19 protein-coding genes are annotated in these 19,554 nt (G+C 63.9%); 8 read left to right on the top strand and 11 right to left on the bottom strand.

What is annotated here, in order from left to right; genetic code table 11:
* Nucleotide 1 precedes the first annotated feature (1 nt).
* The 6 genes from JQ624_RS10675 to JQ624_RS10700 form a co-directional block, all read right to left on the bottom strand.
* On the bottom strand, nucleotides 2-190 hold the full coding sequence (locus JQ624_RS10675; RefSeq protein WP_028348190.1) for a putative motility protein: 189 nt from the start codon (nucleotides 188-190) through the stop codon (nucleotides 2-4).
* A 202-nt stretch (nucleotides 191-392) separates the two neighbouring features.
* Complete coding sequence (locus JQ624_RS10680; protein ID WP_212419028.1) at nucleotides 393-1,274, bottom strand: 3-hydroxybutyryl-CoA dehydrogenase; 882 nt, start codon at nucleotides 1,272-1,274, stop codon at nucleotides 393-395.
* Between the two features lie 184 nt (nucleotides 1,275-1,458).
* Entirely contained in the window at nucleotides 1,459-2,403 is a 945-nt protein-coding gene (locus tag JQ624_RS10685) for an electron transfer flavoprotein subunit alpha/FixB family protein (protein ID WP_212418844.1), read from the bottom strand.
* The gene (locus JQ624_RS10690) at nucleotides 2,403-3,152 is read right to left on the bottom strand and encodes an electron transfer flavoprotein subunit beta/FixA family protein (protein ID WP_212418845.1); all 750 of its coding nucleotides are present in this window, start codon (nucleotides 3,150-3,152) and stop codon (nucleotides 2,403-2,405) included. Before JQ624_RS10690 ends, JQ624_RS10685 begins: the two co-directional genes overlap by 1 nt.
* 122 nt (nucleotides 3,153-3,274) lie before the next feature.
* Entirely contained in the window at nucleotides 3,275-3,847 is a 573-nt protein-coding gene (locus tag JQ624_RS10695) for a cob(I)yrinic acid a,c-diamide adenosyltransferase (RefSeq protein WP_212418846.1), read from the bottom strand.
* 22 nt (nucleotides 3,848-3,869) lie between these two features.
* Nucleotides 3,870-4,064, bottom strand: coding sequence for a twin transmembrane helix small protein (locus tag JQ624_RS10700; RefSeq protein WP_212418847.1), 195 nt, complete (start codon nucleotides 4,062-4,064; stop codon nucleotides 3,870-3,872).
* A 190-nt stretch (nucleotides 4,065-4,254) separates the two neighbouring features.
* Here JQ624_RS10700 and JQ624_RS10705 point away from each other — a divergent pair, with 190 nt between their 5' ends.
* Nucleotides 4,255-5,115 (top strand): YihY/virulence factor BrkB family protein, encoded by an 861-nt coding sequence (locus JQ624_RS10705; RefSeq protein WP_249129716.1) that lies wholly within the window; start codon nucleotides 4,255-4,257, stop codon nucleotides 5,113-5,115.
* Here the strand turns inward: JQ624_RS10705 and JQ624_RS10710 are convergent.
* Both JQ624_RS10710 and gluQRS read right to left on the bottom strand, forming a co-directional pair.
* On the bottom strand, nucleotides 5,039-6,295 hold the full coding sequence (locus JQ624_RS10710; RefSeq protein WP_212418849.1) for an ATP-binding protein: 1,257 nt from the start codon (nucleotides 6,293-6,295) through the stop codon (nucleotides 5,039-5,041). The genes JQ624_RS10705 and JQ624_RS10710 overlap by 77 nt on opposite strands.
* A gap of 64 nt (nucleotides 6,296-6,359) precedes the next feature.
* Entirely contained in the window at nucleotides 6,360-7,262 is a 903-nt protein-coding gene (gluQRS, locus tag JQ624_RS10715) for a tRNA glutamyl-Q(34) synthetase GluQRS (protein ID WP_212418850.1), read from the bottom strand.
* A gap of 37 nt (nucleotides 7,263-7,299) precedes the next feature.
* On the opposite strand from gluQRS, the gene JQ624_RS10720 reads away from it, so the two are divergent.
* On the top strand, nucleotides 7,300-7,992 hold the full coding sequence (locus JQ624_RS10720) for a DNA-3-methyladenine glycosylase (protein ID WP_212418851.1): 693 nt from the start codon (nucleotides 7,300-7,302) through the stop codon (nucleotides 7,990-7,992).
* Here JQ624_RS10720 and JQ624_RS10725 read toward each other — a convergent pair.
* Nucleotides 7,949-8,836, bottom strand: coding sequence for a LysR family transcriptional regulator (locus JQ624_RS10725; protein ID WP_212418852.1), 888 nt, complete (start codon nucleotides 8,834-8,836; stop codon nucleotides 7,949-7,951). The two genes, JQ624_RS10720 and JQ624_RS10725, sit on opposite strands and share 44 nt — an antisense overlap.
* A gap of 205 nt (nucleotides 8,837-9,041) precedes the next feature.
* Between JQ624_RS10725 and JQ624_RS10730 the strand changes: the two genes are divergently transcribed.
* From JQ624_RS10730 to JQ624_RS10750, 5 genes are all read left to right on the top strand, one after another.
* Entirely contained in the window at nucleotides 9,042-10,016 is a 975-nt protein-coding gene (locus JQ624_RS10730) for a nitronate monooxygenase family protein (protein WP_212418853.1), read from the top strand.
* Between the two features lie 51 nt (nucleotides 10,017-10,067).
* Nucleotides 10,068-11,255 (top strand): ABC transporter substrate-binding protein, encoded by a 1,188-nt coding sequence (locus tag JQ624_RS10735; protein WP_212418855.1) that lies wholly within the window; start codon nucleotides 10,068-10,070, stop codon nucleotides 11,253-11,255.
* Nucleotides 11,256-11,272: 17 nt separating this feature from the next.
* A complete protein-coding gene (locus JQ624_RS10740) occupies nucleotides 11,273-12,802 on the top strand; it encodes an acyl-CoA synthetase (RefSeq protein ID WP_212418856.1) in 1,530 nt (509 codons plus the stop codon).
* Nucleotides 12,803-13,004: 202 nt separating this feature from the next.
* Complete coding sequence (locus tag JQ624_RS10745; protein ID WP_212418857.1) at nucleotides 13,005-14,096, top strand: DUF2855 family protein; 1,092 nt, start codon at nucleotides 13,005-13,007, stop codon at nucleotides 14,094-14,096.
* Nucleotides 14,097-14,193: 97 nt separating this feature from the next.
* Nucleotides 14,194-15,951 carry an NAD(P)/FAD-dependent oxidoreductase gene (locus tag JQ624_RS10750; protein WP_212418858.1) on the top strand — a complete coding sequence of 586 codons (1,758 nt, stop codon included), beginning with the start codon at nucleotides 14,194-14,196 and terminating at the stop codon, nucleotides 15,949-15,951.
* 64 nt (nucleotides 15,952-16,015) lie between these two features.
* Here the strand turns inward: JQ624_RS10750 and JQ624_RS10755 are convergent, their stop codons facing one another.
* On the bottom strand, nucleotides 16,016-16,540 hold the full coding sequence (locus JQ624_RS10755) for a DUF3280 domain-containing protein (protein ID WP_212418859.1): 525 nt from the start codon (nucleotides 16,538-16,540) through the stop codon (nucleotides 16,016-16,018).
* Between the two features lie 214 nt (nucleotides 16,541-16,754).
* On the opposite strand from JQ624_RS10755, the gene JQ624_RS10760 reads away from it, so the two are divergent.
* On the top strand, nucleotides 16,755-17,723 hold the full coding sequence (locus tag JQ624_RS10760; RefSeq protein WP_212418860.1) for a peptidyl-alpha-hydroxyglycine alpha-amidating lyase family protein: 969 nt from the start codon (nucleotides 16,755-16,757) through the stop codon (nucleotides 17,721-17,723).
* Nucleotides 17,724-17,774: 51 nt separating this feature from the next.
* Here the strand turns inward: JQ624_RS10760 and JQ624_RS10765 are convergent, their stop codons facing one another.
* Complete coding sequence (locus tag JQ624_RS10765) at nucleotides 17,775-19,535, bottom strand: chloride channel protein (protein ID WP_212418861.1); 1,761 nt, start codon at nucleotides 19,533-19,535, stop codon at nucleotides 17,775-17,777.
* Between the last annotated feature and the right edge of the window lie 19 nt (nucleotides 19,536-19,554).

The raw sequence follows: 19,554 nt of genomic DNA on the forward strand, positions 1-19,554 counted from the left end.
CTCAGGCCGCAATATTGAGGTTGCCACCAACGCCGGGGGCGAGATTGGCCGTCGAGGGCGTGCCCAGCAGGGTCTGAACCGCGGCCTTCTCGGCATCGGCGTTCTGTTTGATGATGGAAGTCTGGATCTGCTGCTGCGTGCCCGCCGCTTGCATCGCGAGCATGCTCGAAACCATAGCCATCATGTCCATCGCAGCACTCCTCAAACGTGAGGGCACCGTAACCAGCGCAGGTTAACGAATGCTGGAGATTGGGATGTGGCGGCTAACGTGCTGTCAGATCTCATCCTGAGGAGACGCGTAAGCGCCGTCTCGAAGGATGAATGGCACCTGCGGGGCCTCATGGTTCGAGACGGCGCTTTCGCGCTTCCTCACCATGAGGGTTGAACGAATTTTACCGCGTCGGAACCGGCTTGTCGCCGCGATAATCGTAGAAGCCGCGCTGCGTCTTGCGGCCGAGCCAGCCGGCCTCGACATATTTCACCAACAGCGGGCACGGCCGGTATTTCGAATCCGCCAGCCCCTCATGCAGCACCTGCATGATCGACAGGCAGGTGTCGAGGCCGATGAAATCGGCGAGTTCCAAAGGCCCCATCGGGTGATGCGCGCCGAGCTTCATGGCGGCGTCGATCGCCTCGACGTTACCGACGCCCTCATAGAGCGTGTAGATCGCCTCGTTGATCATCGGCAGCAGGATGCGGTTGACGATGAAGGCCGGGAAATCCTCCGATACCGCGATCTGCTTGCCGAGCTTGCCGACAAATTCCTTTGCCGTTTCGAAGGTGGAATCGTCAGTGGCGATGCCGCGGATCAGCTCGACCAGTTCCATCGCCGGTACCGGATTCATGAAATGAATGCCGATGAAGCGCTCGGGGCGGTCGGTCGAGGCGGCGAGCCGCGTGATCGAGATCGACGAGGAGTTGGTAGCGACGATCGCTTCCGGCTTCAACACCGCGCAGAGCTCGTGAAAGATCTTGCGCTTGACCTCTTCCTTTTCGACCGCGGTCTCGATCACGAGGTCGCAATCCGCCAAGCCGTCCAGCGTCTCGGTGGAGGTAATCCGGCTGAGCGCCTTTTTGCGGTCGTCCTCGGTGATGGCATGTTTGGCGACCTGGCGCGACAGATGGCCATTGATGGTCGCCATCGCCGACTTCAGCCGTTCGTCGGACAAATCGTTGAGCACCACGTCGAGACCGGCCAGCGCCGCAACATGCGCGATGCCGTTGCCCATCTGGCCCGAGCCGATCACGCCGACCTTCTTGATTGTCACCGCCATCTTGTCATCCACCGGAACGGCGCGAACATCGCGCCTGTTCATCTCTGAACCTCGGCTCTGATATCAGAATCGAGGTTCAGTCCCATCTTTGGCACGTTTTCTTCAGGCATAGTGGAAATCCACACCTGAATATGACCTTAACGTAAACACCGGCCACGTTGCGCGTCCGGCAGGTGTTCAATTATTACTTTCCGAGCTTGCCGAGCGCTTCGGTCAGTTCAGGAACCGCCTGATAGAGGTCCGCGACCAGGCCGTAATCGGCAACCTGGAAAATCGGCGCGTCTTCATCCTTGTTGATCGCAACGATCACCTTGGAATCCTTCATGCCGGCGAGATGCTGGATCGCACCGGAGATACCGATGGCGACATATAGTTCCGGCGCGACCACTTTGCCGGTCTGGCCGACCTGCCAGTCGTTGGGCGCATAGCCGGCATCGACCGCGGCGCGCGAGGCGCCGACGCCGGCGCCGAGCTTGTCGGCGAGCGGCTCGATATATTTGGCAAAATTCTCGCGGCTCTGCATGGCGCGGCCGCCGGAGACGATGATTTTTGCCGACGTCAGTTCCGGACGGTCGCTCTTGGCAACCTCCTCGCCGACAAAGCTGGAGAGGCCGGGATCGGTCGCCGCGGCGGCGTTTTCGACCGGCGCGCTGCCGCCGTCGCCGGCTGCGGCAAAGGTCGAGGTCCGCACCGTGATGACCTTCTTGGCGTCCTTCGATTTCACCGTCTGGATGGCGTTGCCGGCATAGATCGGCCGCTCGAACGTATCCGGCGAGACCACCTTGATGATCTCGGACACCTGCATCACGTCGAGCAGCGCTGCGACGCGCGGCATCACGTTCTTGAAGCGCGAGGTCGCGGGTGCGATGAAGGCGTCATAGGAAGGCGCCAGCGCCACGATCAGCGCGGCCAGCGGCTCGGCGAGATCATGGGCATAGGCGGCGTTGTCGGCGAGCAGCACCTTCGTGACGCCGGCGAGCTTGGACGCAGCATCGGCCGCAGCCTTGGCGTTTTCACCGGCGACCAGCACATGCACGTCAGCGCCGAGCGCGGCTGCCGCCGTCAGCGTCTTGTTGGTCGCGTCCTTGATCGACGCGTTGTCGTGTTCGGCAATTAATAGCGTCGTCATCAGAGAACCCCGGCTTCGGTCTTGAGTTTCGAGATCAGCTCGGCGACGTCCTTGACCTTGACGCCGCCCTTGCGGCCGGGCGGTTCCGTGGTCTTGAGGATTTCGAGATGCGGCGCGAGATCGACGCCGTAGTCGGCCGCACTCTTGTCGTCGATCGGCTTCTTCTTCGCCTTCATGATGTTGGGCAGCGACGCATAGCGCGGCTCGTTCAGCCGCAAATCGGTGGTGACGATGGCAGGTCCCTTCAGCTTCACGGTCTGCAGGCCGCCATCGACCTCGCGCGTGACCTTGAAATCGCTTCCTTCGACTTCGAGCTTGGAGGCGAAGGTCGCCTGCGACCATCCGAGCAGGGCCGCCAGCATCTGGCCGGTCTGGTTCGAATCGTCGTCGATCGCCTGCTTGCCGAGAATGATGAGCCCGGGCTTCTCCTGCTCGGCAATGGCTTTCAGAATCTTGGCGACCGCCAGCGGCTCCACATTGCCCTCGGCCTTGACGAGGATGCCGCGGTCGGCGCCCATGGCCAGACCGGTCCGGATCGTCTCCGAGGCCTGCGCCGGGCCGATCGACACCACCACCACTTCGGTCGCCTTGCCGGCTTCCTTCAGGCGCAGCGCTTCCTCGACGGCGATTTCGTCGAACGGATTCATCGACATCTTGACGTTGGCCAGTTCCACGCCCGTTCCGTCGCTCTTGACGCGGACCTTGACGTTGTAATCGACCACCCGCTTTACCGGCACAAGAACCTTCATCGATCCTCTTTCGCTTGAATTCTGGGGTTTGATTGGCTGTTATCAGCTTGGGCGCGGAACCTAAAGGTCCCGCTATCGGCGGTCAACGCGCGAAAGCCAAAAATCAGCCCCGGACAGGTACCTTAACGGTTCTGGCCGGGCACCCACAACACGTCTCCGGCCCCATTATCGTTCATGGCGCGGCTGGCGACGAACAGAAAATCCGACAGGCGGTTCATATACTGAATTGCGGCCTCGCTAACCGGCTCCTCAGGGTTGGCGGCGAGTTCCACGATGATCCGTTCCGCCCTGCGGCATACGGTGCGGGCGAGGTGCAGGTATGCCGCGGCGGGGGTGCCGCCGGGCAGGACGAACGAGGTCAAGGGCGCCAGATGCTCGTTCAGGCTATCGATGTCGCGCTCGAGCCTTTCGACCTGGCTCGACAGCATCCGCAACCGCTCGGCCTTGCCGTCGCGCTGGGGCACGGCCAGATCGGCCCCGAGATCGAACAGGTCGTTCTGGATCCGTCCCAGCATCGCATCGAGTTCGCGGGCGTCGGCAAGGTGCAGCCGCACCACGCCGATGGCGGCATTGGTCTCGTCCACGGTGCCGTAGGCCGAGATGCGCAGATCGTATTTCGGGCGGCGTTCGCCGCTGCCGAGCGCCGTGGTGCCGTCATCGCCGGTCCTGGTGTAGATGCGGTTGAGTACGACCATTGGCGCTTCCCTTTTTGTGCCCTTATCTGCCCATCGCCCAGACCACGACCATGGTGATGACGATGGCGACGAACTGCAGCACCACCCGAAGCCGCATCAGGTTCTGCGACCGGCTCGGCGAGCCGCCCCGCATCATGTTGACGAGGCCGAGCAGCAGCACGATGGCCACGGCCGCGACCGCGATCGGGAGGACGATCGAACTTAGAAAGGATGCCATCGGCGCTACATAACACCGCGAAGCGCCGACTTCCACACGTCACATTCCCTCGCATAACCCTTCGCACAACCGCTCGATGATCTGGCTTTTAACCCAATAATATCAGAAGCTAGCCTTAGTTTCGGTTCGAACCGCCGTACCCTGGTCGAGGTGGGATGTGAGGCTTATTCGCTACGTCTACCTCGTCGTGATGGAGGCGTTCTATACGTTCCTCGCCGATGACGGCTGGGCGATCGCGAGCCATATCGCGCTGTCGACGTTGATGGCGCTGTTCCCGTTCCTGATCGTGCTGACGTCGCTGGCCGGCTTTTTCGGCTCCAAGGAACTCGCCGACGGGGCCGTGGGGCTGTTGCTGCAGACCTGGCCGCAACAGGTCGCGGACGCGCTGTCAGGCGAAATCCACGATGTGCTGACCACGACGCGCGGCGGCGTCCTGACCGTCGGAGCGCTGCTGGCGGTCTATTTCGCCTCCAATGGCGTCGAGGCGGTGCGGGTCGCGCTGAACCGCGCCTATTCGGTGGTCGAACCGCGGGCGTGGTACTGGCTGCGGCTGGAATCGATCGGCTATACCCTGGTCGCCGCCTTCACCTCGCTCGCCATGGCGTTCCTGATCGTGCTCGGTCCCCTGATCCTGGAAACGGCACGCCGCCACATTCCGTTTTTCGTCGAGAACAACGAAAGCTTTCTGTTTTTCGCCCGCTACGGCATCACGATCACGGCGATGACGGTGGCGCTGTTCGTCCTGCATGCCTGGCTGCCCTGCGGCCGGCGAAGTTTTCTGCAGATCCTTCCGGGCATCGTCTTCACGATGGTGGCGTCCCTGGTCTCGGGCATCGTTTTCGGCCAGTATCTGGCACGCTTCGCCAGCAATTACGTGACGATGTATGCGGGGCTTGCCTCGGTCATCATCGCGCTGGTGTTTCTGTATTTCATTGCCGCGATTTTCGTCTACGGCGGCGAACTGAATGCGGCCATCATGAAGTCGCAGCTGCCGAAGGGGATGTCGCTTCATGCAGCGCAGTCGCGAGCGCGCGCGGAGACACGGGCTTGACCAGAAAGATATCGGCGCCGGCGGCGCGCGATGCCGCCTCGTCCTCGCTGCGGCCGGATATGCCGATGATCGGAATGCGCCCGAGCGGCGCCTCCAGCGCGCGAATGCGCGTGATCGCTTCGATGCCGTTGATCCCCGGCAGGACCATGTCCATCAGCACCGCATCGAATGCGCCGAGCGCAAGCCGCTCTGGCGCCGCCTCGCCCTGGCCGATGAACTCGGCCTGGTGACCGAGCTCGGTCAGGATCGCGTTGAGGACGACGCGGCCGAACGGATTGTCCTCGACGCTGAGCAGGCGCAACGGCCGCGGCGAACCGATCGATGCCTCGCCATCGGCGCCGGACGCCGCCGTCACCACGTGCTTTGCCGGTGACATCACGACATTGAAGGTAAAGGTGGCGCCGCCGCCACGGCGTTGCGTCACGATGACATCGCCGCCCATGGCGCGCGCCAGCTGCTTGACCGACGACAATCCGAGCCCGGCGCCGCCAAAGCGCGATGCAATGGAGACATTGGCCTGCGAAAACGGCCGGAACAGGCGTTTGATTTCGCTCAGCGTGAGGCCGATCCCGCTGTCGGAGACCTCGAATGCAACAGCGACCTTGCCTTTCGGGCTACGCAGGGGCGTGACCTGGAGGGCGACACTGCCCTGTTCGGTGAATTTCACGGCGTTGTCGATCAGGTTCTCTACCGCGGCGCGCAGGCGGACGGGATCGCCGATCGCAAATCCCGGGAGTTTTTCGGAAATAACGACCGACGACTGCAGGCCCTTGGCCGCCGCACGCCCGGTCAACGAATCGCCGGCATTGCGGGCGAGCGTGCGCAGGTCGAAGAAATCCTGCCGCACCTCGAGCCCGGGGCCGCCGCTGCGTGCCGCGTCGACGAACAGGGTTGCGAGGCTCGCCAGGTGTTCCGCGCCCGCCTTGATGGTGTCGACCCAGCGCCGTTCGCGCTCGTCGAGATCGGAGGTCGCGAGCAGGTTGCTGATCGCCAGAATGCCTGTGAGCGGCGTCCGGACCTCGTGCGCAAACGTCGCCAGCGCGGTCTCGACCATACCGGAGGCGCCGACAGTAAATTTGCGGGCGCCGCGCACGTTTGCCGCGGCCCTGGATACGCGCTTTTTCGCTGGCCGCTTCTTTACTGGCCGTGTAATGCGCCGTGAGCGCCGCTTCGCCGCCATGGTCCCCCTTCCTCTGCCGCAACCAGCATGACACGCGATTGCGGCGGATGTCACGGAGACGTTTTCAACAACTCCCAGTAGTATTACGGGCATCGCCGGGCAAGCCGACGCGGCTGCGAATATCCGCAGGCGTGACCCCCTGCCCACGCAATTCGCGCAAGGCCGTGGCTTGCGTCGATTTCGAGAGCTTGTGTCCCGACGCATCTTCGATGAGCCGGTGATGCCGATAGACCGGTTGCGGGATACCGAGCAGTTGCTGCAACAAGAGGTGCACGCTCGTCGACCAGAACAGGTCCCTGCCCCGCACCACGTCGGTAACCCCCTGCAAGGCGTCGTCGATCACGACGGACAAATGATAGCTTGTTGGCGTCTCCTTGCGCGCCAGGATGACATCGCCCCAAGCCTTCGGCTGTGCGGCCACGACGCCGCTCTCGCCGCCGGGGCCTGCACCCTTCTCGTGCCAGGCCAGTTCCTGCACGCGCGCGAGCGCCGCCTGCATGTCGAGCCGCAGCGCGTAAGGCGTGCCCTGCGCGATCAACTGCCGGCGCTGGTCCGGCGACAGCGATTTTGCAGCCCCCGGATAGAGCGGCGCCCCGTCGGGATCGCGCGGCCAGGGCGCATCGGCTTCGCGTTGCGCCACCAGACGGGCGATTTCCGCGCGGCTCTCGAAACTCGGATAGATCAGGCCCAAGCCTGCCAATCTTTCGACCGCCTCCCGATAGCGCGCAAAATGCTCCGATTGTCGCCGCACCGGCGATTCCCAGGAGATCCCCAGCCAGGCGAGGTCCTCGTAGATCGCCGCCTCGAATTCCGGCCGGCACCTGGTTGCGTCGATATCCTCGATCCGCAGCAGGAACCGGCCGCCGGCCCGACGCGCGAGGTCGAAATTCAGCAGCGCCGAATAGGCGTGGCCGAGATGGAGGTAGCCGTTCGGGCTCGGGGCAAATCGGAAAACGGGTGGCGGCATTGATCTCTTTCGCGGGACATGATGGTTTTAAGGGGCAATGACCATCCACCTCAACAGCCAGTCCGACCTCGAAGACGCCGTCCTCGCACTGGTCAGGCAGGACGTGCGGCTGAAGCCGATCTTCGAGTTGACGGGCATGCCGGCGCTGCGGCAGCGCGAGCCGGGATTCGCTGGTCTCGCGGCGATCGTCTGCGGCCAGCAATTATCCACAGCCAGTGCCGCGGCGATCTGGGCGCGGCTGGCGGCGGCGTTCGATCCGTTCGATCACGACGTCATCCGCAAGGCCCGCGCCGACCGCCTCGGCCGGCTGGGGCTTTCGGCCGCCAAGATCAAGACGCTGAAATATATCGCGCGCGAACTCGCCGCCGAGCGGCTGAACCTCGAGGTGCTCGCCGAAGAGGACGCCGACGCGGCGCACCACACCCTGACCGCGCTGCCCGGCATCGGCCCGTGGACCGCCGACGTCTATCTGCTGTTCTGTCTCGGCCATGGCGACGCCTGGCCGGCCGGCGACCTCGCGGTGCAGGAGGCGATCAAGATCGGGCTTGGCCTGAAGACCCGCCCGACCGCCCAGCAATTGACGCCACTGGCGGAACCGTGGCGCCCGCTACGCGGCGCGGCGGCACATCTGTGGTGGAGCTATTATCGCGTGCTGAAGAAGCGCGAGGGCGTGCTTCCCGACAAGCTCAGCCCCGCAACCTCACCCGGTCCTCGCGCGCGGAAGCCGTGACGAAGTCGATCACGGCGCGCACCGCGGGAAGTTCGACCAGATCGGGATGCGCCAGCAGCCAGAGGTCCGCCACGCTGGTGAGCTTCTGCGGCGCGACGCGGACGAGATCCGGATAGGCGGCCGCGACAAAGCAGGACAGCGTTGAAATGCCGAGACCCGCGCGAGCCGCGGCGAGCATGTCGCCCTGCGACGAGCATCGCATCACCATCGCCCCCTGCCGCGTGATCGCGTCGCTCCAGCGCGCCAGCCGCTCGTTGGACAATCGGTCGGCAAAGCCGATGACGCTGTGGTCCTTCCATTCGTCACGCCGTTCCGGGAGCCGCCGCCGCGCGGCGTAATCGCGCGAGGCGTAGAAGCCGGTGCCGAGGCGGCCGATCTTGCGCCCGATCAAATTCTCTTCGCCGCTGTCCACCGGCCGCAATACGACATCAGCCTCGCGGCGACGCACGCTGGCCGGATAGGGATGGGTGATGATCTCAAGCTGAATATGGTCATGCGCGCGCAGGAACGGACCGAGCTTCGGCATCAGCCAGTGCGAAGCGAGCGTCGAACCAATCGACAGCTTGACGACGCCGCGCGCCTGCGCCCCCGTCGCCGATACCGCCGCTTCCGCGCGCAGCGCCGCCGCCGCCATGGCCTCGACATGCTCGCGAAACTTGCGGCCCTGCGCGGTCAGCGAAAGACCTTCATTGGAGCGCGCGAACAGGGGAATGCCGAGCTGGCCTTCCAGTTCGGCGATCTTGCGGCCGACCGTCGGATGGCTGGAGCGCAACCGCCGCGCCGCGGCGGCGAAGCTGCGGGTCTCGGCCACCGCGACGAAGGTCTTGCACAGGTCCCAGTCCATCGACTTCCCCCGCCGCGCCGCGGCACGCACTGTTCATTCCTGATTGGTCTCCTGTTCAATATTGAACGACTGGAGCGCGCCGTCCAGCCCTATAATGGACGATAACAAGCGCAGGTCAGCGCCTTCGCCCGGCCTGACGCTCTCAAATCAATATCAATGGATGCGCGCCTAGCCTGGCCGGCCTTGCGCGACAAAGGAGGAACGGATGCCGCTGCCCGCTTCGCTTGCCAATTCGCTCGAACTGCCGGTGGTCGGCTCGCCGCTGTTCATCGTCTCCGGACCGGAACTCGTGATCGCCCAGTGCAAGGCCGGCATCGTCGGCTCGTTCCCCGCGCTGAACGCCCGCCCCGTGGGGAAGCTCGACGAATGGCTGACCCGGATCGAGAACGAGCTTGGCGAGTACAAGGCGCTGCATCCGGAGAAGAAGGTCGCGCCTTACGCGGTCAACCAGATCTGCCACGCCTCCAACGACCGGCTGATGAAGGACATGGAGACCTGCGTAAAGCACAAGGTGCCGATCATCATCACCTCGCTGCGGCCACCGATCGAAATCGTCGAGGCCGCGCATTCCTATGGCGGCGTGGTGTTTCATGACGTGATCAACGTCAAGCATGCGCGGAAAGCCGCCGACCATGGCGTCGACGGCCTGATTCTGGTCTGCGCCGGCGCCGGCGGCCATGCCGGCACGCTGTCGCCGTTCGCGCTGCTGCGCGAGGTCAAGCAGTGGTTCAAGGGCACCGTGTTGTTGTCGGGCGCGATCTCCGACGGCTGGGGTATCGCGTCGGCGCTCGCGCTCGGCGCCGACATGGCCTACATGGGCACGCGCTTTATCGCCACCGCCGAAGCCAACGCCGATCCGGCCTACAAGGCGGCGCTGGTCGAGCACGCGGCGCACGACATCGTCTATTCGAACCTGTTCACCGGCGTGCACGGCAATTATCTCGGGCCCTCGATCGTGGCCGCGGGCCTCGATCCCGACAATCTGCCGCAAAGCGACAAGTCGAAGATGAATTTCGGCTCCGGCGGCAACACCAAGGCCAAGGCATGGCGCGACATCTGGGGCTCGGGCCAGGGCATCGGCCAGATCGCGGATGCGCCGCCGGTGGCCGAACTGGTGGAGCGGTTGAAGGCCGAATTCACTGAGGCCAGCGGCGACTTCCTAAAGCGGGCGCGCGCCTGATTGGCGCTGCGACCTGCATCAACGAAAAAACAAAACAGAGGGATGGGAACAATGAGGCTGTCACGACCTGTATTGACGATCGCATTCGCTTTGCTCGGAAGCGCCACGGCTGTCGGCGACGACGGCAAGGACGAAATCCGCATCGGGCAGACGCTGCCCTATAGCGGACCGGCCTCCGGTTTCGGCATCATCGGCCGGGCGCAGGAGGCCTATTTCGAGAAGATCAACGCCGAAGGCGGCATCAATGGCCGCAAAATCAAGTTCATCAGCCTCGACGATGCGTACTCGCCGCCCAAGACGGTCGAGCAGACCCGAAAACTGGTCGAACAGGAAGAAGTGCTGTTGATGTTCGGTTCGCTCGGCACCGCCACCAACAACGCCGTGCATCGCTACCTCAATGGCAAGAAGGTGCCGCAACTCTTCGTGCTGAGCGGGGCGACCAAATGGGCCGACCCGAAGAATTTCCGCTGGACCATGCCGGGAATGGCGGCCTACCAGTCCGAAGGCGTCGTCTATGCCAAGCATATCCTGCAGACCAAACCCGACGCCAAAATTGCCATCCTTGCGCAGAACGACGATTTCGGCCGCGACTATGTCGCGGGCTTCAAGCGCGGGCTCGGCGACAAGGCCGCGACCATGATCGTATCGGAAGCCAGCTACGAGACCAGCGCGCCGACCATCAGCTCCCAGCTTGCGACGCTGAAGGCCTCGGGCGCCAACGTGATGTTCGGCGTCGTGCTCGGAAAATTCACCTCGCAGATGATCAAGGGCGTTGCCGAGATCAACTGGAAGCCGGACCTGTTCTTCGTGCCGACCTCGGCGTCATCGATCTCGTTCCTGGAACCGGCTGGCCTCGATAATGCCGTCGGCCTGATCTCGTCCAGCAACGTGAAGGACACGCTGGACGTTCAATGGGCCAATGACCCCGGCGTGAAGGAATATTTCGCCTTCATGAAGCAGTATCTGCCGAATGCGGATTTGACCAATTCGAACTATGCTGCCGGCTATCACTATGCGAATCTCATGGTGAAAGTTCTGGTGGCCTGCAAGGACGATCTCAGCCGCGAGAGCATCATGAAACAGGCAGCGTCGCTGCGCGAGGTGCCGCTGCCGCTGCTGTTGCCGGGCATCACCGTATCGACCGCTGCCGACGATTATTTGCCGTTCCAGCAATTGCGGCTGCGCCGCTTCGACGGCAAGAGCTGGGTCGGCTTCGGCGAAATTCTGGACGACCGCTAAAGCAACCAAGAGGAAAAATGACAGCAATCATCGGCGGTGAACGCCAGATCAGCTATCCCGAGATCCACGCCCGCATCGCACGAGCGGCGGCGGGCTTCAGGGCGTTCGGCGTCGGCGGCGTGCCGGTCGGCATGATGCTGCGCAACGATTTTGCGTTCTTCGAAGTCGCGGGCGCGGCGGCGGCGCTGGGCAGCCCAGTGGTGCCGATCAACTGGCATCTGAAGGCCGAGGAAGTCGCCTACATCCTGGCCGACAGCGGCGCCAAAGTGCTGGTCTGCCACGCCGACCTGCTGCCGCAGATTCGCCACGGCCTGCCCGCGGATGTGCGGCTGCTGGTGGTGGCGACGCCGCCGGAAATCGCCGCGGCGTTCAATGTTGCACCTTCGCTGACGCAAGTCCCCGACGGCATGACCGACTGGGATATTTGGCGCGACACGCATGCGCCGTCGCGGGACGCCCCGATCGGCAGCGCACCGATGTTCTACACGTCGGGCACGACCGGCCTGCCCAAGGGCGTGCGCCGCAAGCCGATGACGCCGGAACAGGCTGCCGCCTCGGCGCGCGTCGGCGGCATTGCCTATGGCGTCAAGCCGAACGAGGACCAGGTGATCCTGATGAACGGCCCGATGTATCACTCGGCGCCGAATTCCTACGGCATGCTGGCGTTCCGCAGCGGCTGCACAATCGTGCTCGAACCGCGCTTCGATCCCGAAGACATGCTGCAGCTGATCGAACGCCATCGCGTCACCCACATGCACATGGTGCCGACGATGTTCGTCCGCCTGCTGCGGCTGCCGGATGAAATCAAGCGCCGCTACGATCTGTCGTCGCTGCGCTTCATCGTGCATGGCGCCGCGCCCTGCCCGCCGCAGGTCAAGCGCGCCATGATCGAATGGTGGGGGCCGGTCATCAACGAATATTTCGGCTCGACCGAGACCGGCATTCCGGTGTGGCATTCGGCCGAGGAGGCACTCGCAAAACCCGGCACCGTCGGCCGCGCCATCGACGGCGGCATTGTCAAAATCTTCCGTCCCGACGGTGAGCCGTGCGGCGTCAACGAGCCCGGCGAGATCTTCATGCGGCAGATGTCGGTGCCGGATTTCGACTACCACGGCAAGGCCGAGGCGCGCGCCGAGGCCGGCCGCGACGGCCTCGTCAGCGTCGGCGACGTCGGCTACCTCGACGCGGACGGCTATCTGTTCCTGTGCGACCGCAAGCGCGACATGGTGATCTCGGGCGGCGTCAACATCTATCCGGCCGAGATCGAGAACGCGCTGATCGGCATGGATGGCGTGCGCGACTGCGCGGTGTTCGGTGTCCCCGACGACGAATTCGGCGAACGGCTGTTTGCCTGCATCGAGCCGGAGGCGGATGCGGCGCTATCCCCGGCCGCGGTGCAGGAATTCTTGCGCGGACGGCTCGCCAACTTCAAGGTGCCAAAGGACATCCAGTTCATGGACGCAATGCCGCGCGAAGCCACCGGCAAGATTTTCAAGCGCAAGCTGCGCGATCTGCATGCCGATGGCAGGCTGCGCGCGATCGCGTGAAAGATTGCTCTCCGTACCCTCCACGTCATTGCGAGGAGCGAAGCGACGAAGCAATCCATCTATCCCCGTGCGGAAAGGTGGATTGCTTCGCTTCGCTCGCAATGACGAACAATCGAACAGCGTTTTAAACGTCTTTGCTGTTGCAAAACGGTCATCGGACGGCGCAAAGATCGCTGCATGTGAAGATGCAGGGATCGAAACAATGCCATCCACCGATTTCGTCGTCGCCCGCAACGATCTGCAGCAATGCAAGGTGATCGAAACGCAACTGCCCGAAGCGGCCGCGCTGCCTGACCAGGCGCTGCTGGTGAAGGTCACGCGCTTCGCCTTCACCGCCAACAACATTACTTACGCGGTGCTGGGCGATCACCTGAAGTATTGGCAGCTATTCCCGGCGCCCGAAGGTTTCGGCAACGTTCCGGTATGGGGATTTGGCGAGGTGGTTGCCTCCAAGCATCCCGGGATTGCCGCTGGCGAAACGCTGTTCGGCTATTTCCCGATGGCGACGCATCTCGTGATCGAAGCCGCCGATGTCTCCAAGCGCGGCCTGCGCGACGCCGCCGCGCACCGGCAGGGCGTGGCGCCGGTCTACAACGCCTATGTGCGCGTCAGCGGCGACCCGGCGTTCGAAGGCAAGCAGGGCGACTATCAGGCGCTGCTGCGGCCTTTGTTCATGCTGTCATTCCTGGTCGACGACTTCCTCGCCGAGAATGAATTCTATGGCGCGAAAAGCGTGATGCTCTCCTCTGCCTCGAGCAAGACGGCCTATGGGCTCGCCCATCTCGTGCATGCGCGGCGCATCAAGGTGATAGGCCTGACGTCGGCCGGAAATGCCGACTTCGTCAAATCGCTGGGCTGCTACGACGAGGTCGTGACCTATGACAACGTTAGCTCGCTGCCGACGAGGTCGGCGGTCGCGTATGTCGATATGGCGGGCAACAGCCCGTTACGTGCGACGCTGCACCGGCACTTCGGCGAGCAAATGAAGTACAGCGGAATCATTGGGCTCACCCATCGCAAGTCATCGCCGGATGAACCGGAGCAGCTCCTGCCGGGCGCCAAGCCCAAGTTTTTCTTCGCGCCGGACCATATCCGCAAGCGCGCCAAGGAATGGGGACCGGGCGGCGTCGACTTGCGGTTTGGCGCGGCGTGGTCCACCTTCGTCCCGAATCTGGACCGATGGATGGACGTGCGCGAAGGCCATGGGCCTGCGGCAGTTCAACGCGGCTATCTCGACACCCTCAACGGCCGCGTCCCGCCGGATCAGGGGTTGATCCTGTCGCTATCGGAATAACCGATATCTCCTCACGCCCGTTCTGCGCCGTCCCGAATAGGTATAGGCTCCTTAGACAGGGAAACGCCGCGGAGACGGCACGTGATGGGAAACGCCCATGCTCGACAGGACGGACGACAGTTCGGTAGCCGCCGACACTTGGCTTGCGCAGTTCGAGGAAGCGCTCGGAAACGCCGATGAAGCCCTGCTGAAGTCACTGTTCCACCCCGACAGCTACTGGCGCGACGTGCTGGCGTTGAGCTGGAACATCCAGACGGTGAACGGCAGAGACGCGATCCTGAAGGCGCTGCCGCCGCTGGCCCGCAACATGGCGCCGAGCGGCTTTGCCATCGCCCCCGATCGCGCCGCGCCGCGCAGGGTGATGCGCGCCGGCACCAACGCCATCGAGGCCATCTTCAAGTTCGAGACCGAGGTCGGGCGCGGCAACGGTATCATCCGCCTGATCCCCGATGCGGACGACGGCAATCGCCTGAAGGCCTGGACGCTCTTGACCGAGCTTGGCGAGCTGAAGGGTTTTGAGGAACAGCTCGGTGTCAACCGGCCACGCGGCAATGCCTATTCGCGCGATTTTCGCGGGCCGAACTGGCTCGACCTGCGCAACGCCTCGGCCGGCTATGCCGACCGCGATCCGACCGTCCTCGTCATCGGCGGCGGCCAATCCGGCCTCTCCATCGCCGCGCGGCTGAAGCAGTTGAACGTCGATACGCTGATCGTCGATCGCGAGCAGCGTATCGGCGACAACTGGCGCAAGCGCTACCATGCGTTGACGCTGCACAATCAGGTGCAGGTCAACCATTTGCCCTATCTGCATTTCCCGCCGAACTGGCCGACCTACATTCCAAAGGACAAGCTCGCCAACTGGTTCGAAGCCTATGTCGAGGCCATGGAGCTGAATTTCTGGACCGAGACCGAGTTCGAAGGCGGCAGTTATGACGAGGAGGAAGGCCGCTGGACGGTGACGCTGCGCCGCGCCGGCGCCAGGCGCACCATGCATCCGCGCCATGTCGTGCTGGCGACCGGCGTCAGCGGCATTCCAAGCGTTCCTGAGATTGCGGGGCTGAAGGATTTCGCCGGCAAGGTGATGCATTCCAGCCAGTATGACGACGGCGAGAACTGGAAGGGCAAGCGCGCCATCGTGATCGGCACCGGCAATAGCGGCCACGACATCGCGCAGGACCTGCATTCGAGCGGCGCTCAGGTCACGCTGTTCCAGCGCTCGTCGACGCTGGTGGTCAGCATCGAGCCATCGGCGCAACTGGTCTACGCGCCCTACAATGAGGGCACGTTGGAGGATAACGATTTGATCGCGACCTCGATGCCGCTCAAGCTGGCGCGCAAGAGCCACGCGTTGACGGCGGAAAAATCCAAAGCGCTCGACCAGGAATTGCTCGACGGCCTGGAGCGCGTCGGCTTCAAGCTCGATTTCGGCGAAGACAATACCGGCTGGCAGTTCAAATATCTCACCCGCGGCGGCGGCTATTATTTCAACGTCGGCTGCTCCGATCTGATCGTCAAAGGCGATATCGCGCTGAAGCAATTCGCCGATCTCGACACGTTCACGGCCGACGGGGCGAGGATGAAATGCGGCGAGACCATTGCCGCCGACCTCGTGGTGCTGGCCACCGGCTACAAGCGCCAGGAAGAACTGGTGCGCAAGCTGTTCGGCGAGACAGTGCAGAAACGTGTCGGCACGATATGGGGATTCGGCGACGAGCAGGAACTACGCAACATGTACACCCGCACCGGCCAGCCCGGCCTCTGGCTGATCGCCGGCGGCCTCGCGCAATGCCGCATCGGTTCAAAACACTTGGCGCTGCAGATCAAGGCGATCGAGGAGCGCTTGCTGCCGCGCTGACGCCAGCGTCATCGGCGCTTTCATCAGGATGGGTTCCTCTTCGACCTGGCCTTGCGGGCGCAGGCTATTGCGGCCGTTCCAGCAGACGTCGTTGGATCAACCAGCGCGCCCCACGGCTCCATGCTACATTGGCGCCCATGCGCAGGTCGGTCTGCTGGACGTCGACCAGCCCGCCGGATCGGGCATCGCGAATTTTATAGGTCACTGCGTATTCCGTTCGCGTGATCCGCGTGACGATCCCGATCATGGACTGATCTGCGGCAAGCCCGGCGGCGATCCCGGCTTCGCAGCCTTCGCAGTCGCGCAATTGTCCCGCCTTGGCAATTTGCTCGTTTGCGGTGCCAGTGTCGACCAATTGGTAGCGTCCGGATTCCGCGATCAGCCGTCGAGCTTCTTCCGTCGAATGCCGCAATTGCTCGCGGTCGATGTCGTCGGCGGGGACGTAGGGAGCCGCAGCGCTGAAATCCACCAGTTCGAACGGAAAGACCGCAATTTTGACCGGAGACGGCGGGACGGCTTCGGCGGCACCGGCAACAGCGCTGCTGGCAAGGAGCATGGCCGGAGCGAGGATAAACGTAATGCTGCGCATTGATCCGTACCTCCGCGAGACGGTGTGGGCTCGAGCGGTAGCGTCCGAGTTCATCTTCGATCGGGGCGGGCATTCCGCCCGCTCGAGTCTACCAAGTACCTAGGTCACGGCGGCTGATCCGCAATGGGTCATGGCGGCCCTGCGCAAAATCCGCTCGCGATCCGAAGCGGCCTCTGCGACACTTGGCTAAAGACGTCACATCAGGGGGAAACACATGCCGGCGATTCTCGGCTCGGGCGAGCATCGTTACCGAGTCGTCGAAAATTGGGCGAAGCTGCCGGACGGGTGGAGTTTAACCGATGCCGCTTCGGTCGCGGTCGACAGCAAGGACCGCATCTATGTCTTCAACCGCGGCGACCATCCGATGGTGGTGCTGGATCGCGAGGGCAATTTCATCACCAGCTGGGGCGAAGGCCTGTTCAACCGCGCCCACGGCCTGCATATCGACGCCGACGACAATCTGTACTGTACCGATGACGGCGACCATACCGTGCGCAAGTGTACGACCGACGGCAAGGTGCTGCTGACGATCGGCATCCCGAACAAGCCCGCACCGTTCATGAGCGGCGAGCCGTTCCACCGCTGCACGCATACCGCGCTGTCGCCGAAGGGCGAGATCTATGTTTCCGACGGCTACGGCAATGCCTGTGTCCACAAATACTCGCCGGACGGAAAATTGCTGAAAACCTGGGGCGAGCCCGGCACCGATCCCGGCCAGTTCAACATCGTCCACAACATCGCCACCGATGCCGACGGCTGGGTCTATGTCGCCGACCGCGAAAACCACCGCGTGCAGGTGTTCGACGGCAACGGCAAGTACGAGACGCAGTGGAACTTTCTGCACCGGCCCTGCGCGCTGTGTTGCTGCGGCGGCAAGCAGCCGACCTTCATTGTCGGCGAGCTCGGCCCCGGCATGGCGGTCAACCGCAAGGTGCCCAATCTCGGCCCGCGGCTTTCGATCGTCGATTCAAAAGGCAAACGGATCGCCCGCCTTGGCGGCGAGAACGGTCCGGGGCTGGAGGCCGGCAAATTCCTCGCGCCGCACGGCATCGCGATGGACTCGAAGGGCGACATCTATATCGGCGAAGTCGGCGTCACCGACTGGAAGACCAGCTTTCCGGACACCCCGATGCCGCCGGAGGTTCGGGTGAGCCGCTGCCTGCAGAAGCTGGAGAAGATTTAGCATAGGAACCTCAGAGGACCGAGAGCGGCGAAGCCATCCAGACCGCCGCTTTCAAAGCTCGCCGATCGCCTCCCGCCTGCGCTTGTCGGATTCTTCCGCGTAGCGCCGCATGGCATGGGCCTCGGTGAGAATCCCGACCGGCCGGCGTTCGCCGTCGGCTTCGACCACCGCCAGCGATTCCGCTTCAGCGGCGTCAAAGACGGCGATGGCTTCCTGAATGTTCATGACCGGATGCAGCACGACCTCCCGATGATGCAGGATGCCGATAAGGCCGCGCGCGGCATCGATATCCGGTGCGTGCGCTTCGGCGACCAGCGCCAACCCGACATAGCGCCCGGTGGCGTCGACCGCGACGACTTGCGTTTTCGATCCCAGCGGAAATTTCACCCGGAAGTCCTCGATCCCGATACCGGCGTCGACCGTGGCGACATCCGGCCGCATCAGGCGCCGCACCGTGAGATCGCGGATCCAGCCGACATCGGCGGCGCTGCGGATGGTCTCGCCGCGCAGATGCAGGCGCCAGGTCGCAAAGGAGTAGCCGAACAATTCGCGGGTGATCTGGGTGGAGATGATGACCGCGGCCAGCACGACCGTGGTGAGCCAAAGATTGCCGGTCGATTCCAGTGCGATGAACGACATCGTCAGCGGGCCGCCGATCACGGACGCCGACAGCGCGCTCATCCCGATCACGGCATAGACATTGGGATCCAGCGCAAGACCCGGCCAGACCCAATCGACGCCGGCGGCGTACAGGCGGCCGCCGAGCGCCCCCATCAACAGCGTGGCGAAGAACAATCCACCGCGAAAGCCGGAGCCGAGCGAGATAATCGAAGCCAGCGCCTTCAGGACGAAAACGCCGGCGATGATCTGCAACGGCAGCGAGACGAGGCCGGAAAAATGCAGTGCGCCATGCCCCGACGACATTACCTGCGGCGTCAGCAGCGCGAGCAGACCGACCCCGAGGCCGCCGAGCGCCGGACGCAGCGGCGGCCAGAGACGGGTTTTCGCAAGCCCCATCTCGCATAACGCCACGCCGCGCATTATGAGGATACCGAACAACGCCGCCAGAACGCCGAGCAGCGCGGCAACCGCAAGATCGCGCCCGACCACGTTGCCGACCGGACCGACGCTGATGCCGAGCGACAGCGCTTCAAATCCATGGGTGACAAAATAGCCCGCCACCGCGGCGACGCCGACCGGCGTCAGGCCGGCCGACGTATAGCCCCCGATCACAAGTTCGAAAGCATAGAAGGCGCCGGCGAGCGGAGCGCCGAACGCGCCCGAGATCGCAGCCGCCGCTCCGCAGCCGACCATGATGCGCTGGTCCGCGCGACGCAGGTGAAATCCACGGCCGAGCGAAGCGGCAAGGCCGCTCGCAAGCTGGGTGTATCCCGCTTCAAGGCCGACCGACGCCCCGACCCCGCTGGACCAGGTGGTCTGCAATGCCACGATGACGCTGCCGCGAAACGACATCCGCCCGCCGTGGAGGGCGTTGGCCTCGATCGGATCGATCTCGCGCGCGGGCCGCCAGCGCAGCAGCAGCAGGAGGGCCACCCCCAGCAGCAAGCCGCCGAGACTTGGAACCAGCACGGCTCGCAGCGTCTCGATGCTCGGCTGGCTGGAAAGCCGCTCCGTCATGCTGATATTGAACAGCAGCGCGTGCAGGGCGGCCACCGCCACGCTCATCGCCAGCACCACTAGCCCGCCAATGGTTCCGATCATCGCCGCCAGGACCACCAGGCTGGTTTCATGGGCGCGAACGAACGCCCGCAACCGGCGCGGCGCCTCAAGATAACGTGAAGGGGTGGCCATTCCTGGGGTCCGCCAGCCG

The sequence above is a fragment of the Bradyrhizobium sp. AUGA SZCCT0283 genome (assembly GCF_018130385.1).
Lineage (GTDB): Bacteria > Pseudomonadota > Alphaproteobacteria > Rhizobiales > Xanthobacteraceae > Bradyrhizobium.

What these genes read in the sequence shown, in the direction of transcription:
- gluQRS (WP_212418850.1), bottom strand. Translation starts at nt 7,262, where the DNA reads ATGCCGCCACCCGTTTTCCGATTTGCCCCGAGCCCGAACGGCTACCTC.
- JQ624_RS10725 (WP_212418852.1), bottom strand. Translation starts at nt 8,836, where the DNA reads ATGGACTGGGACCTGTGCAAGACCTTCGTCGCGGTGGCCGAGACCCGC.
- JQ624_RS10735 (WP_212418855.1), top strand. Translation starts at nt 10,068, where the DNA reads ATGAGGCTGTCACGACCTGTATTGACGATCGCATTCGCTTTGCTCGGA.
- JQ624_RS10685 (WP_212418844.1), bottom strand. Translation starts at nt 2,403, where the DNA reads ATGACGACGCTATTAATTGCCGAACACGACAACGCGTCGATCAAGGAC.
- JQ624_RS10755 (WP_212418859.1), bottom strand. Translation starts at nt 16,540, where the DNA reads ATGCGCAGCATTACGTTTATCCTCGCTCCGGCCATGCTCCTTGCCAGC.
- JQ624_RS10710 (WP_212418849.1), bottom strand. Translation starts at nt 6,295, where the DNA reads ATGGCGGCGAAGCGGCGCTCACGGCGCATTACACGGCCAGTAAAGAAG.
- JQ624_RS10700 (WP_212418847.1), bottom strand. Translation starts at nt 4,064, where the DNA reads ATGGCATCCTTTCTAAGTTCGATCGTCCTCCCGATCGCGGTCGCGGCC.
- JQ624_RS10760 (WP_212418860.1), top strand. Translation starts at nt 16,755, where the DNA reads ATGCCGGCGATTCTCGGCTCGGGCGAGCATCGTTACCGAGTCGTCGAA.
- JQ624_RS10695 (WP_212418846.1), bottom strand. Translation starts at nt 3,847, where the DNA reads ATGGTCGTACTCAACCGCATCTACACCAGGACCGGCGATGACGGCACC.
- JQ624_RS10740 (WP_212418856.1), top strand. Translation starts at nt 11,273, where the DNA reads ATGACAGCAATCATCGGCGGTGAACGCCAGATCAGCTATCCCGAGATC.
- JQ624_RS10705 (WP_249129716.1), top strand. Translation starts at nt 4,255, where the DNA reads ATGGAGGCGTTCTATACGTTCCTCGCCGATGACGGCTGGGCGATCGCG.
- JQ624_RS10730 (WP_212418853.1), top strand. Translation starts at nt 9,042, where the DNA reads ATGCCGCTGCCCGCTTCGCTTGCCAATTCGCTCGAACTGCCGGTGGTC.
- JQ624_RS10690 (WP_212418845.1), bottom strand. Translation starts at nt 3,152, where the DNA reads ATGAAGGTTCTTGTGCCGGTAAAGCGGGTGGTCGATTACAACGTCAAG.
- JQ624_RS10675 (WP_028348190.1), bottom strand. Translation starts at nt 190, where the DNA reads ATGGACATGATGGCTATGGTTTCGAGCATGCTCGCGATGCAAGCGGCG.
- JQ624_RS10680 (WP_212419028.1), bottom strand. Translation starts at nt 1,274, where the DNA reads ATGGCGGTGACAATCAAGAAGGTCGGCGTGATCGGCTCGGGCCAGATG.
- JQ624_RS10745 (WP_212418857.1), top strand. Translation starts at nt 13,005, where the DNA reads ATGCCATCCACCGATTTCGTCGTCGCCCGCAACGATCTGCAGCAATGC.
- JQ624_RS10765 (WP_212418861.1), bottom strand. Translation starts at nt 19,535, where the DNA reads ATGGCCACCCCTTCACGTTATCTTGAGGCGCCGCGCCGGTTGCGGGCG.
- JQ624_RS10750 (WP_212418858.1), top strand. Translation starts at nt 14,194, where the DNA reads ATGCTCGACAGGACGGACGACAGTTCGGTAGCCGCCGACACTTGGCTT.
- JQ624_RS10720 (WP_212418851.1), top strand. Translation starts at nt 7,300, where the DNA reads ATGACCATCCACCTCAACAGCCAGTCCGACCTCGAAGACGCCGTCCTC.